This is a genomic window from Micromonospora sp. Llam0 (assembly GCF_003751085.1).
GTDB lineage: Bacteria > Actinomycetota > Actinomycetes > Mycobacteriales > Micromonosporaceae > Micromonospora_E.
This window is the reverse complement of record NZ_RJJY01000002.1, coordinates 1,798,001-1,811,519: the sequence shown is the minus strand read 5'-3', so window position 1 is coordinate 1,811,519 and position 13,519 is coordinate 1,798,001. Positions and strand designations below refer to the sequence as shown.

Annotated in this window: 11 protein-coding genes; 6 read left to right on the top strand and 5 right to left on the bottom strand. The window is 70.5% G+C overall.

Features of this window, described 5'->3' with window-relative positions:
* Positions 1-18 precede the first annotated feature (18 nt).
* Positions 19-3,684, top strand: coding sequence for a helix-turn-helix domain-containing protein (locus tag EDC02_RS35525; RefSeq protein WP_123606495.1), 3,666 nt, complete (start codon positions 19-21; stop codon positions 3,682-3,684).
* Positions 3,685-3,866: 182 nt separating this feature from the next.
* Entirely contained in the window at positions 3,867-5,258 is a 1,392-nt protein-coding gene (locus tag EDC02_RS35520; RefSeq protein ID WP_123606494.1) for an NAD(P)/FAD-dependent oxidoreductase, read from the top strand.
* A gap of 45 nt (positions 5,259-5,303) precedes the next feature.
* Here the strand turns inward: EDC02_RS35520 and EDC02_RS35515 are convergent, their stop codons facing one another.
* Positions 5,304-6,170, bottom strand: a complete 867-nt coding sequence (locus EDC02_RS35515; RefSeq protein ID WP_199758040.1) for a S1 family peptidase — start codon at positions 6,168-6,170, stop codon at positions 5,304-5,306.
* Positions 6,171-6,334: 164 nt separating this feature from the next.
* Positions 6,335-6,880, bottom strand: a complete 546-nt coding sequence (locus EDC02_RS35510) for a DinB family protein (RefSeq protein WP_123606493.1) — start codon at positions 6,878-6,880, stop codon at positions 6,335-6,337.
* 187 nt (positions 6,881-7,067) lie between these two features.
* Here EDC02_RS35510 and EDC02_RS35505 point away from each other — a divergent pair, with 187 nt between their 5' ends.
* Positions 7,068-8,288 carry a hypothetical protein gene (locus tag EDC02_RS35505; protein ID WP_148083767.1) on the top strand — a complete coding sequence of 407 codons (1,221 nt, stop codon included), beginning with the start codon at positions 7,068-7,070 and terminating at the stop codon, positions 8,286-8,288.
* 105 nt (positions 8,289-8,393) lie between these two features.
* Here the strand turns inward: EDC02_RS35505 and EDC02_RS35500 are convergent, their stop codons facing one another.
* Entirely contained in the window at positions 8,394-9,698 is a 1,305-nt protein-coding gene (locus tag EDC02_RS35500; RefSeq protein WP_123606491.1) for an ABC transporter permease, read from the bottom strand.
* Complete coding sequence (locus EDC02_RS35495) at positions 9,695-10,393, bottom strand: ABC transporter ATP-binding protein (RefSeq protein WP_123606490.1); 699 nt, start codon at positions 10,391-10,393, stop codon at positions 9,695-9,697. The genes EDC02_RS35500 and EDC02_RS35495 overlap by 4 nt, the downstream gene beginning before the upstream one ends.
* A 172-nt stretch (positions 10,394-10,565) precedes the next feature.
* Between EDC02_RS35495 and EDC02_RS35490 the strand changes: the two genes are divergently transcribed.
* The 3 genes from EDC02_RS35490 to EDC02_RS42475 are packed head-to-tail and all read left to right on the top strand — an operon-like array spanning position 10,566 to position 12,604.
* Positions 10,566-11,771, top strand: coding sequence for a sensor histidine kinase (locus tag EDC02_RS35490; RefSeq protein ID WP_123606489.1), 1,206 nt, complete (start codon positions 10,566-10,568; stop codon positions 11,769-11,771).
* Positions 11,768-12,451 carry a response regulator transcription factor gene (locus tag EDC02_RS35485; RefSeq protein ID WP_123606488.1) on the top strand — a complete coding sequence of 228 codons (684 nt, stop codon included), beginning with the start codon at positions 11,768-11,770 and terminating at the stop codon, positions 12,449-12,451. The genes EDC02_RS35490 and EDC02_RS35485 overlap by 4 nt, the downstream gene beginning before the upstream one ends.
* Before the next feature lie 30 nt (positions 12,452-12,481).
* Positions 12,482-12,604: a hypothetical protein gene (locus EDC02_RS42475; RefSeq protein ID WP_255500618.1), complete on the top strand. Its 123-nt coding sequence runs from the start codon at positions 12,482-12,484 to the stop codon at positions 12,602-12,604.
* 34 nt (positions 12,605-12,638) lie between these two features.
* Here the strand turns inward: EDC02_RS42475 and EDC02_RS35475 are convergent, their stop codons facing one another.
* Positions 12,639-13,322, bottom strand: coding sequence for a hypothetical protein (locus EDC02_RS35475; RefSeq protein WP_148083766.1), 684 nt, complete (start codon positions 13,320-13,322; stop codon positions 12,639-12,641).
* Between the last annotated feature and the right edge of the window lie 197 nt (positions 13,323-13,519).

The window sequence follows — 13,519 nt, the reverse complement described above, 5'->3', positions numbered from 1 at the left end:
CGACCCGGGGGTGAGGACATGGCACGGCCCGAACGCGCGCTGCGCGGCGACGGGGGGCCGATCGAACAGTTCGCCATCGACCTGCGGCAACTGCGGGAGGCAGCCGGTCACCCCGGCTACCGGGAGCTGGCGCGGAGGGCGCACTTCTCCCCGGCCACACTCTCCGAGGCCGCCGGCGGCCGGCGGTTCCCGACGCTGCCGGTCGCGCTCGCGTACGCCACGGCGTGCGGTGCCGATCCGGTGCAGTGGGAGGCCCGGTGGCGGGCTGCGGCGGCCCGACTGGCCGACGTCGGGTCCGACACGACCGGCGCCGACCCCGACGAGCCGCCGCCGTACCTCGGGTCGCGCGCCTACGACAGCACCGACGCCGAGTGGTTCTTCGGCCGGCGGCGGCTCGTCGCCGAACTCGTCGACCGCCTCGCGCACCGGCGTCTGCTGGCCGTCGTCGGCCCGTCCGGTGTCGGGAAGTCCTCACTGCTCCGCGCTGGTCTCGTGCCGGCGGTACGGGACACGTCGCCGTCCGCCGACGGGCCGGTCCGGGTGGCCGTGCTGACCCCGGGGCCCGAGCCGATGGCCAGGCTCGCCGAAGCGCGGCAGCCGCTGGCCGCTGCTCCGTCCGCTGCTCCGCGCCGGTCGCTGCTGGTCGTCGACCAGTTCGAGGAGATCTTCACCAGCTGCCCGGACGGTACCCAGCGGGACCGCTTGATCGCGACGCTGCTCGACCTCGCCGGCGCAGCCACCGACGAGGTCCGCATCGTGCTCGGGATCCGAGCCGACCAGTTGGCGCACTGTGTGGCTCATCCGGGGTTGGCGGCGGCGCTGGCGGATGCGGTGGTCCGGGTCGGTCCGATGACCGCGGTCGAGCTGCACGACGCGGTGACCGGGCCGGCGCACCGGGCCGGCCTGCGACTACAGCAGGAACTGGTCAGCACGATCGTGAGCGAAGGCGCCCGGCGGGCCGGTGCGCTGCCGCTCGTCTCGCAGGCCCTGCTGCAGACCTGGCAGCGGCGGCGGGGCAGCACCCTGAACCTGGCGGACTACCACGCCGACGGCGGGATCGGGCGGCTGGTTGCCCGGCAGGCGGAGGACCTCCACTGCGGGCTGGACCCCGACTCGCGGCGGCTGCTGCGCGACGTACTGCTGCGCCTGGTGGACCTGGACGACGTCGGTGAACCGGCTCCTCGCCGTGCCGAGCTGGCCGAATTCGGGCCGGACCGGCACCGGTCCATGGTGGACCTGTTGGCAGCCGCGCGGCTGGTGACTGTACACGAGCATACAGTCGAGCTGGCCAACGACGCGCTGCCGTACACCTGGCCGCGGCTCGCTCGGTGGCTGGCGGTGGATCGGGCCGGAATCCGCCTGCACCACCGGCTCGGTGCGGCGGCCCGCGAGTGGTCGACGTCGGGCCGCGACGGCGGCATGCTCCTTCGCGGGACCCGGTTGGCCGCTGCCCGGCAGTGGGCCGCCCAGCCGGCCCACGCGGCCCGGCTGAGCCGCGCCGAACAGGAATTCCTCACCGCCAGCATCGACCAGCAGCGCCGGGACCGCCGCCGGACCGTACGTGGTTCCCGGCTCTCCCACGCCCTGACCGCCAGCCTGCTCACCCTGCTGTTGGTGGCCACGTCGGTCAGCGTCTCCGCGTCGCTGCAACGCGACGAGGCGGTACGGGCACAACAGAGCGCCATTTCCCGGCTACTGGCCACGCAGGCGTTGTCGGTGGTCGATTCACAGCCGGACACCGGAGTACTGCTGAGCGTCGAGGCGTTCCGCGTGGCCCAGACGACCGAGGCCCGCAGCGCGTTGCTGAGCATGTCCGCCCACCAGGCTCACCTGGGCAGGCTCGGCGGGCATCAGGCGGCCGTCACCGACGTCGCGTTCGATCCCGACGGCGAAGTGCTCGCTACCAGTAGTCATGACCATACGGTCACTTTGTGGGACAACCGTCGGCGCGAGCCGCTGACCACGCTCACCGGACACACCGCACCGGTCAACGGCGTGGCGTTCAGCCCGGACGCGCGGCTGGTCGCCTCGGCCAGCGACGACCACACGGTGATCGTCTGGGACGTCGCCCGGCGTGCGCCGCTGACCACGCTGACCGGGCACAGCCAGCCGGTTCTCGACGTCGCCTTCAGCCCCGACGGGAGCCTGGCGGCCACCGCTGGCGCCGACGGCACGACCCGGCTGTGGGACACCGCCCGATGGACACCTCTTTCGGTCCTCGACGGGCACACAGATCGGGTCAACAAGGTGGCGTTCAGCCCGCAGGCGCAGCTGCTCGCCACCGCCAGCGACGACCACACGGTGATCGTCTGGGACGTCGCCCGGCGCGCGCCGCTGACCACGCTGACCGGGCACAGCCAGCCGGTCCTCGACATCGCCTTCAGCCCCGACGGCTACCACCTGACCACCGCGAGCCGGGATGGCACCGTCATCCTCTGGGACTGCTCCGGGAATACCCGGTGGACCTGGTCGGAGACGAACATCGGCCAGGTCACAGCGATCGCGTTCAGTCCGGACGGCAGCACCATCGTAGCGGCCGGCCGGGACCGGGTGGTGCGCCTGTGGGACACCGCGCACCAGACCGTCCGGGCCCGGATGGCCGGCCACGCCGACCGGATCAACGCAATGGCCGTCGACCCGCGTACCGGCATGATCGCCTCCGCCGGGGAGAGCCACACCACCCTGCTGTGGGACCCCACCGGGCCGTCGCTGGCCCTGCCCGAGCCGGCCGACCGGTACGACGACGTCGCGTACAGCCCGGACGGCCACGCACTCGCGACCGCGAACGGCACCTCGGTCATCGTCTGGGACGGGCGGCGACGCGTACGGGGTGTACTCGGCGGCCACCCAGGCCGGATCGACACGATCGCGTTCAGCCCGGACGGCCGGGTCCTCGCCGCCGGCGGCCGGGACGGCACGATCACCCTGTGGAACCCGACGAAGCGGATCCGGCTGGGCGCGCTCACCGGCCACGACGACCGGATCCTCGACGTCGCGTTCGCCCCCGACGGTCGTACGTTGGCGTCCGGTTCGGCCGACCGGACCGTACGCCTGTGGGACCTGACCGACCACCGCCCGCTGGCCACGCTCACCGGACATCAGGGTTCGGTCGACGACGTCGCGTTCCACCCGGACGAGCCGATTTTCGCGACCGCCGGTCACGACGCGACCGTCCGGCTGTGGAGCCTCACCACGCGCAGCCCGCTCGGCATACTGGCCGGTCACACCGGTGCCGTCAGTACGGTCGTGTTTAGTCCGGACGGTCGTACGTTGGCGTCCGGTTCGATCGACCGGACCGTACGCCTGTGGCAGACCGACAGCCGGGCCCTGCTGGCCACCCTGGCGGACCACAGCGGTGCGGCCAGCGGCACAGGCTTCAGCCCGGATGGTCGGCTCCTCGCTCACAGCACCACGGGCGGCGGCGTGCAACTCTGGGACGTCACGCAGGACGCCCCGGTGGCCAGCCTGACCGGTCACTCCGCGCCGGTCACCGCCATCGCCTTCAGCCCTGACGGTCGTACCCTCGCCTCGACCGGCCTCGACCAGAGAGTGATCCTCTGGGGCACGGACCCACAAGCTGCGGCCAGCCGGGCCTGCATGGCGCTGATCCGCAACCTGACCAGGGAGGAATGGCGGCAGTTCCTGCCCGGGATGGGATATCAGGAGACCTGCCGGCCCGGTTGACCCACCTCCGGCGGCGCGACCTCAGCCGATCCTCAGAAAATCCTCAACCCGCCGTCAAGCGGCGGCGCCGGCCTGGCCCGACGATCACCCGGTCGGGACTTGCCGACCTCCACTCACGGTGGGCGCAGCTTCGACGCGAGCGAGCGGAACCGGCTGTTGGCGACACCGGAGGTCGGGCGAGGATGAACGAAGCAGACGGCACCAACGCGATCGTGATCGGGGCGGGGATCGCAGGCCTGATCGCCGCCCGGGTGCTGAGCGACCACGTCGATCGGGTGACGGTCCTGGAACGGGACCGGCTGCCCGACGAGGCAGTGCCGCGCCGGGGCGTCCCGCAGGGCCGCCACGGCCACCTGCTGCTGGCGGCCGGTCGACGGCTCCTGGACGGCTGGTTCCCCGGGCTGACCGGGGAACTGGCCGCCGCCGGTGCCGTCCCGCTGCACGGCGCGGACCTGGTGCGGCATCAGGGCGGCGGCTACCGGGCCCGCCCCGACCTCGGCTTCCTCGCCATGTCGGCGAGCCGGCCGCTGCTGGAGGACACCGTCCGCCGGTGCCTGCTGCGGCAGCGGCGCAACGTCACCGTCGTCGACCAGACCGCGGTCGACGGCTTGGTGGTCGCGACCGACCGGATCGCCGGTACCCGGGTGGACGGGGTCGAGCACCGGGCCGACCTGGTCGTCGCCTGCACCGGTCGCAACACCCACTTTCTGGACCAGCTGGCCGAGTTGGGCTTCCCGGCACCGGAGGTCGCGGCGGTCCGAGTCGACGCGGCGTACGCGTCGCAACTGGTCCGGCGGGGTCCGGACGACCTCGACGGTGCCCTTGCGGTCGTGGTCGACGACCGGGCCGGCGGCCACCGGACCGGCACCATGGTGCCGGTGGAAGGCGACCGCTGGCTGATCACCATCGGCTCCCGGCACGGTGAGGTGCCGCCGAGTGACCCGACCGAGTTCGAGACCTTCGCTCGGGAGCTTCCATCGCCCACCATCGCCGACGTGCTGACCAAGGCCGAAGCGCTCAGCCCGGTGCTGACCCACCGAATCGCCACCGATCAGCGCCGGCAGGTGGAACGGCTGCGCCGTGCCCCGGCCGGATTCCTCGTCCTGGGCGACGCGATCTGCAGCCTCAACCCGATCCACGCGCAAGGCATGACGTCCGCCGCGCTGCAGGCCCTGGCGTTGGACCGGGCGCTGCGGCGGTACGGGCCGACCTCGCCACGGCTGCCCGGTGCCTTCTATCGTCGGGCCGGCCGGGCGGTCGACGTACTGTGGCGCACCGCCGTCGGAGCCGACTTCGCCGACCCCCGGACCACCGGCCGTCGGCCGGTCGGAACCGGCCTGGTCAACCGGTACCGGAACCTGGTGTCACGGGCCTGCCACACGTCGCCGGTGGTGGCCCGGCAGGCGCTGCTGGTGCAGCATCTGCTGGCCCGGCCGGTGTCGTTGGCGACTCCGGCGATGATGCTGCGGGTGCTGCTGGCCACCCGACGTCGGCCGGGCCACCCGACGTCGGCCGGGCCGGTCGCAGGAGAGCACACCCTCCGGCGACCGGCCCGGTCGCGGGTCGATCGGTAGCGGTGGCCGCCGGTCGCGATCAGCGGCGACGGCCACCCGGGCCGATCAGTAGATCGTCACGTCGTACTCGTCGACCGCCTCGCGGACCGGCTGGTAGAAGGTCGTGCCGCCGGTCCGGCAGTTGCCGCTGCCGCCCGAGGTGAGGCCCAGCGCGGTCGACCCGGAGTAGAGCGGGCCGCCGGAGTCGCCCGGCTCGGCGCAGACGTTGGTCCGGATCAGACCGCGGACTACTCCGCTGCCCAGGTAGCGGACCCGGGCGTTGAGCGCGGTGACCGTACCGCTGTGGGTGCCGGTCGTCGAACCGGTGCGGGTCACCGACTGCCCGACGAAGGCGTCGCCGACGCTGAAACCACCCGGGTGGCTCTGCGCCGGGTTGTCGTAGCGGACCAGCGCGTAGTCGTCGCCCGGGAAGCTGTAGTCGATGGTCGGGCCGATCAGGTTGGTCTGCGCGGAGTTGCTGTACCAGGTGCTGACCACCTCACCGCAGTGCCCGGCGGTGAGGAAGTAGTAGGTGCTGCCGCGGACGGCGTTGAAGCCGAGCGAGCACCGGCCGCCGCTGCCGTAGATCGGGTCGCCGGAGGAGACCAGCCGGGTGAAGACACCGGGCGTACGCTCCACCCGGATCGCGCCGGCCTTGCCGCGTGCGGTCAGCCGGATCTTGGCGATCTCGGCGCGGGAGACGCTGCTGTCGGCGGTCACCACGACGCGGCCGGAGGCGCTGTCGACGTGCCAGGCGATCCCTTCGACGCCGGAGGCTTCCACCAGGTCGCTGACCTGGGCGAGTTCGCTGGCGGTGTAGACCACTGGGGCGGCGGCCCCGGCGGATGGTAGGGCGAGCGCGCCGGCGGTGACCACGCCGACGGCGACGGCGAGCAGCCGGGTGGCCCGGCTGGTCGTGTGGCTGATCCGCACTGTTCCCTCCTGGATGGGACTGGGGATCTCAGGCTTACTGGATATTGACAGTTTTGTTGTCTGTCGATGTTGATGCAAGCGCTAACATGGCAAGATTACTTAGACAATAGCCAATATGAAAAACAATTCTGGCAGTTGTCTGGCTTGGCGGGGTCCCGCACCGGTCAGAAGGTGGTCCGGTCGAGGTCGCCATGCGCCGCCCGGAGCATCCGGAGCTGGCCGATCTCCGCAGCGTTCTTCATCAGTTCCGCGTTGACCCAGCTGCCCAGGTGGGCGAGGCTGAGCCCGGCTTCGGCGGGCCACGGATAGGCCGTCGGGCGGTCGAGGTCGGCGTCGGCGAGTCGGTCCAGCACGGTCGTCCAGGTGGTACGCAACGCCCGCAGCCAGCCGATGGTCGCCGCACCGCTGCCCGGCCAGCGGATGTCCGCGCGGTCGTGGGGCGTACGACCCTCGACGTGGTCGATGGCAACAGTCCACCACCAGCCGATGTGCCAGGTGAGCCAGGCGATCGTCGGCACCGGGACCGGATCCGGTTCGGTGTCTGCCCAGTCCGGCACCCAGCCGCCGTCGTCGGACGGTCGCAGTGTCCAGCACGCCGGTGCCGGCTCGGCGAGGAAGTCGTCGGGCTGTAGCCGCTCCAGGTGGTATTCGAACAGCGACCAGGTCAGATCGAACTGCCACCGCAGCAGTTCGGCACGGGAGGACGGCATCGGACGATCATGTCACCCGCTGGTCTGGTGTCCAATGAATTACTGACACTGCCCGTCTCTTGCTTGAGACTCGCGGCCATTCTACAACTGCGGATCCTGGTAGCGTTTCCGAGTCGACGCAGATAGATGCATTTCGATCATGAAGTGCATTGTGTCGATCCAGTTCTTCGTCGAGAGGATCTCACGGATGTCCCGTCCTGCCCACCTGACCCGGCGCGCCCTCGTCGCAGCGGTCGCCGGTGCCCTCGTCGCCACCCTCGCCCCCGGAACCCCGGTCTCGGCCGCCGACCGACCCTTCACCTACCAGGTGACCCCCGGCACCGCGCAGTGGCGCGCGTTCAGCGGCCACCAGGAGATGGTCGACGCCGTACAGATGCCGGACAAGACCGCCGCCGCCCTGCGGACCCCGCTGCTCGTCGACGCCGTCCTGGCGTACCCGCTGCTGCCCGACGCCCTGGCCTTCAACAGCGTCCAACAAGGTTTCGAGACCGTCACCGCCCGCTTCACCGGACTCCAGGAACTGCTCCGCCGCCCCGACGCCGGCCAGGAACTGCTGAAGCGCTACCGGACTCTCAACGTTGCGGCCCGCCACGGGGAGACGCTCGATGAAGCAGCTGACCGGGTCATGACCGCCTGGAAACTGGAAACCGTCCTCGCCCAGCCGCAGGTGCTGGGCACCCTGACCACGGCGCAGTCCGAGGAGCTGCTGCACGTCGGACTTGCCGTACACCGGGCCAAGCAGGCCGACGCCGCGACGTACGGCCAGGCCAGCCTGGAACCGACAGCGGTGCTGCTGGGCCGCACGCTCGCGATCCGGGAGAACTGGGACTGGTCCCGCTCGGAGCTGCTGCGGGAGGGCCTGCAACTGCGGCCGGGCGCGGTGGAGACCACCGTCGCGGCCGTACGGGCACACCTCGCCGACCCCAGCGTCGACCATCCGGTCAGCGACGACGTCGGGACGCTGGACTACTACAGCACCGTCTACACCCCCAACGGCACCCCGGTCACGGTGATCACCAGGACGTACGAGCTGACCAGCGCCGAGATCACCGGAGCCAACAACTTCGTGGCCGACGCCTATCCGTCGGCCACCCGGGAACGCAACGCCTCGCGCAAGTACAACTGCCACTCGTACGCCTGGTACAGCACCTCCACCGCGAACAACCGGTGGATGAACAGCCCCGGTGACGACCAGTACTGGCTGGACGGCAGCTACATCCGCTGGCAGATCCCGTACCAGGTGTTCCCCAACATGAAGCTGTCGTACTCAAGTGACGATCACTCCGGCATCTGGGTCGGCACCGGCCGCTACGTACGGTCAAAGTGGGGCCAGCTTCCCCTGATGTATCACTACTGGAGCTACTCCCCGTACGTAAGCACGACCACCGAATCGTACTTTCCGTCCTGAACCATCGTCGGCCTGGCCGACTCCTTCGCACGGCGACGTGCCTGGCGGGAACGGATGCCCGCCAGGCACGTGGTGCATGCCGGCCGCCTACCGGTCGACCGCTGCCTACTCGTAGCGCAGCGAGTCGACCGGGTCGGCCCGGGCCGCCCGCGACGCGGGCAACGTGCCGGCCAGGAACGCGATCGCCATCACCAGGCCGATGATCACCGCGATGGAGATTGGCTCGAAGGCGATCAGCGTGAGCCCCGGCAGGTCCGACAGGAAACCGCCGGACAGCGCACTGCTGATCGCGGTACCCGCCGCGATCGCCAGCACCGCGCCGATCGCGCTGCCGAGGAAACCGATGACGGTGGCTTCCAGGCTGAACAGGCCGAACACCTTGCCGGAGCCCATGCCCATCGCCTTCATCAGGCCGATCTCGCGGGTGCGCTCCTGCACCGACATGAACAGCGTGTTGACGATCCCGAAACTCGCCGCCAGCAGGGCGATCACCGCGAAGGCGTTGAGCACCCAGACGATGCCGTCGATGACGGTCCGGAACGCCCCGAGCTGGTCGGCGACCGTACTCCCGGTGTAGCCGGCGTCGGCCAGCCGATCCTTCAGCGCGCTGATCTGCCCGTCGGTCGCGGCCGGGTCGAACCAGATGCTCGCCTGGGCGTACCGCTGCGCCTCGGCGGCCGGGACACCGGTGTTCTGCGCGTCGAACAGCGCGTCGGTCAACGCGTCGTTGGGCACGACGCCGCCCCCGGTCGCCAGCGTCTCCTCGGCCACCCCGACGATCGTCGCCTCGATCACCTGCTGGGTCCGCTGCGCGTCGGTGACCGCGATCGAGACGGTCTGCCCGACCGCCGCCGCGTCGTCAGCGAAGCCGAGGGGCTCGACGTACGACGTCGGGAGCGCGAGCTGCAGCTGCGACGACGCGTCGTCCGGCTCGGCCCCGGCGGCCAGCGGGGTCCGCTGCCCGGCGACCAGCCCGCCGACGTCGACGACGTACCGCGTACCGTCGCCGACCTGGATGTAGTCGGCGCTGATCGACCTGGTGGCCTGCACGTCGAGGACGCCGTCGATGTCGGCCAGCGTGTCGAGGTCGGCCGGGGTGAGCGCGACGACCGTCTGCCCGGGTGGCCCGTCCTGCCCGCTCGACACTGTGTCCGGGTCGTACTCGGCCGGTCCGGCATCGGCGGCACCGAACCCGTCGTCGGTGTCCGGGGTCTTGATGACCGTCATGACGTCGGACGCGCCGATCGCCGTCACCGTATCGTCGATGTACGCGTTGATGCCGGTGCCCAGCCCGCTGGTCAGCGTCAAGGTGAACGCGCCGATGAAGATCGCCAGAATCGTCAGCAGCGTACGGGTCTTCGATCGGAACGTGTTCGCGGTGGCCGAACCGACCAGGTCGGAGATCTTCATGCTGGCACCGCCACCGAGTCGCTGACCAGCTGGCCGTCCCGGACCAGGATGCGACGGTCACAGCGCGACGCGAGCTCCTCGTCGTGAGTGACGACGATCAAGGTGATGCCGTTCTGCCGGTTGAGTCCGAAGAGAATGTCCTCCACGACGGCGCCGGTGGCGGAGTCGAGGTTGCCGGTCGGCTCGTCGGCGAAGATGATGCGCGGGTTGTTCACCAGCGCCCGCGCGATCACGACGCGTTGTTTCTGCCCACCGGAGAGGTTCGCGGCCTTGTTCTTCGCCTTGTCGGCCAGCTCCAGTTGCTCCAGGGCTGCCATGCCGCGCCGTCTACGCTCGGCGCGCCCCACGCCGGCGATTTTCATCGGCAGTACGACGTTGTCGAGCACCGAGGTGTTCGGGGTGAGGAAGAACTGCTGGAAGACGAACCCGAACGTCTTGTTCCGGGTCTGGTTGAGCCGGCTGCCGCGCAGCGTACGGGTGTCGACCCCGCCCAGCGTGATCGTGCCCGACGTCGGGGCGTCCAGCAGCGCGAGGATGTGCATCAGGGTCGACTTGCCGGATCCGCTCTTGCCGAGGATCGCGACACTCTCTCCGTCATGAATTTCGAAGTTGACGCCTTTCAGCGCGTCGAAGCTGTTCGTGCCCCGACCGTACGTCTTTCGTACGTCGACAGCCGAGATGACAGGGCTTTCCATCGGACTCCTCGTGTTCGGGGGCAGGCCGCTTTCCGGCCAGTGTCTCCATCGTTGCCGGCCGCCTGGTCCGGCGCGTCACTCTGTTGCAGGAACCCGCGTACCGCGTTCGCGGTACGGGGGATTACCGCGCCAGGTGGACCTGCCTGGTCACGGCGGCCGGCAGACTGGGGCCATGACGACCACTGCGGCCGTGCCGGCGGACCCGAGGCACCGGCGTCCGCGCGTACCGCCGTGGGTCGGTGACCTCGTCGCAGCGGTGATCATCGTCGCGATGGCGCTCACCCCGTTCAAGGTTCCCGAGCACGAGCAGGCCGGGCCCGTCACCGTCGCCCTGGCGATCGTCCCGGCCGTGCTGCTGCCGCTGCGGCGGCGCTGGCCGCTGCCGGTGCTCGCCGGCTGTATCGCGATCTACGGTCTGGTGGCGGCCACCGGGGCGCTGGAGCCGGGCGTGGTGCTCGCCGTGTTGATCGCCATGTTCGGGGCGGCGAACCGCACGGACCGGCGGACCACGCTCACCACGGCCTGCGCCGCCGTCTTCGCGACGACCCTGCTGAACCTCCTGACCGCGATCGGTAGCGTGTTCGATCCCCGGGCCTTCCAGGTCACCGTCCTGGTCGCGTTCGCGGCTGCCGTCGGCGACGGACACCGGTCCCGGCGGGAATACCTGCGCGCCATCATCGAACGCGCCGAACGCGCCGAGCAGACCCGCGAATCGGAGGCACGCAGACAGGTCACCGAGGAGCGGCTGCGGATCGCCCGTGACCTGCACGACGTCGTCGCCCACCAGATCTCCGTGATCAGCCTCAACGCGGGGGTGGCGTCGTCGGCGCTGCAGACCCGCCCGGAGCGGGCCCAACAGGCCCTCGGTGCCATCCGTGGGGCCTCCCGGACGGTGCTCACCGAGATCGGCGACCTGCTGCGGGTGCTGCGTACCGAGGACGACGACCCCGTCAACGGGGCGGCGACCGCCCCGCAGCCCGGTCTGCACCGGCTCGACCAGCTGGTCGCTGGCTTCACCGGGGCCGGCCTTCACGTGTCGCTGCGTATCGACGGGGATCTGGCGGCGGTCACCGGCGCGGTCGACGTGGTCGCGTACCGGGTCGTCCAGGAAGGTCTCACCAACGCCCACAAGCACGGTGCCGAGCATCGCGCCCACGTCCTGATCGAGGTTGACGCCGATCGGATCCACGTAGTGGTCACGAACCCGGTGTCCGGCCGACCGGCCGACGACCGGCCCGAGATGCCCAGCGGCGGGCACGGCCTGGTCGGCCTGCGGGAACGGGTCGCCTCGGTCCGGGGCATCGTCGAAACTGGCCTGTCCCCGGGCGGCCACCGTCTTGCCGCCACCCTGCCACTGCCCAAGGAGGATCCCCGGTGACCAGCGTGCTCGTCGTCGACGACCAGTCACTGATCCGGCAGGCCGTGACCGACATCCTCGCCGACGACGGCGGGATCAGCGTCGTCGGCGAAGCCGTCAACGGTACGCAGGCCGTCGGGCTCGCCGGGTCGCTGCGCCCCGACGTCGTCCTGATGGACATCCGGATGCCGGAACTCGACGGCATCGGCGCGACGGCTGCCATCTGCGCCGATCCGGCGCTGGCCGGGACCCGGGTGTTGATCCTCACCACGTTCGAGGAGGACGAGTACCTGGTGGCGGCGCTGCGGGCCGGTGCGAGCGGCTTCATCGGCAAAGGGGCGGAGCCGGAGGAGATCGTCCGGGCGGTGCGAGCGGTGCACGCCGGCGACGCGCTGCTGTCACCCGCCGCGACCCGCAGCCTCATCGAGCGGTACGTCCTACCGGGCTCGGGTCCGGGCACCGCCGGCGGCTCGCTTGCGGTCCCCGAGAGCTTCGGGCAGCTGACCGACCGGGAACGCGAGGTGCTGTTGCTGGTGGCCCGCGGCCGGTCGAACCAGCAGATCGCCCAGGACCTCGTGATATCGCCGCACACGGCGAAGACCCACGTCAACCGCATCATGACCAAGCTGTACGCGCACGACCGCGCCCAACTGGTCATCCTCGCCTACGAAAGCGGCCTGCTCACTCCCGGCCAGACCTGATCAGCCGTGCATCGATAGAGTTTGATGATAATGGTTGACGGGGTTATCCGGAGCTGGAACGTCGACGAGGGCTGGGGCGTCATCGACTCGGCAGAGACCCCCGGCGACTGCTGGGCACACTTCAGCGCTGCGGCGGGCGCCGAGCGAGTGTGACCTCGAGTACTAGAACGGCAGGGGAAGTCTCACGTCAACTGGACCCGCCCTGCCGGCCAGGCTGCCCGAGAGCCTTCTTCATCAGGCTCTTCCATAGGCGCCCCGAGCGTATCTCGGCGGTCCGTCGCAGCAGCGCGGCCAACCAGACGACCACCAGTTCCGAGGTCACTGCCTCATCCGGAGGGCCGCCGAATCGGTCAGGCAGTGGGCCGGCGAGTTCCCGGTGCAGGGCTCTCAGCTGGAGGTATCCATCGACCAACTGGTTCGCCGTGAGCTCGCCGCCGTAACCGTGCAGCACATGCCAACCATCGAGGTACTTGTCGTCATCGAGGCTGTCGGGGCTCGGACGCGCAATCTTTGAACGGCGGCGTTTCGCCTTTTGGGACAGCATGATCCATCGCTCGCCGGGCGCTGCTGCGGTGATCTCCTTCACCCGTCGACCGCCGCGAATTCCCGGCGGGTTGACTATCGTTTGATGCACCTGGTCCGGGTATGGTGCCGGCTCCGCTTCGCGTAGCGGTCCACCCCAGAGGTGACGTCCGTCGCCCAACTGCTCTGCCAAGCCGGCAGGCAGCATCGACTCTGGCCCGGTCACCGGGATCACCGTACGCCCGTCGAGGTCCCGGCGCAGCCGGCGCAGTTGAGTGGAACCCGTAGTCTCGGCCGGCCAGATCCAGATCCGCACCGGGACGCCGCCGGTGTTGATCGCGGCACCCACCACCGGTCCACCTGCGGATGCCCCGGTCCGGATGATGCTGACCAGGAGTGTTCCGGCCGTCGGCCGGTCGGTCAGGGCCTGCAGACGCTTGCGCACCGCGCTCATGTCGGCCTCGGGCAACTGGTCGAGCCAGGTCGGCCCGGCGGCGCCCAACTTGTTGGCGACCTCGGCGAGAATCAGCCCGTCCGGTTGGCGGT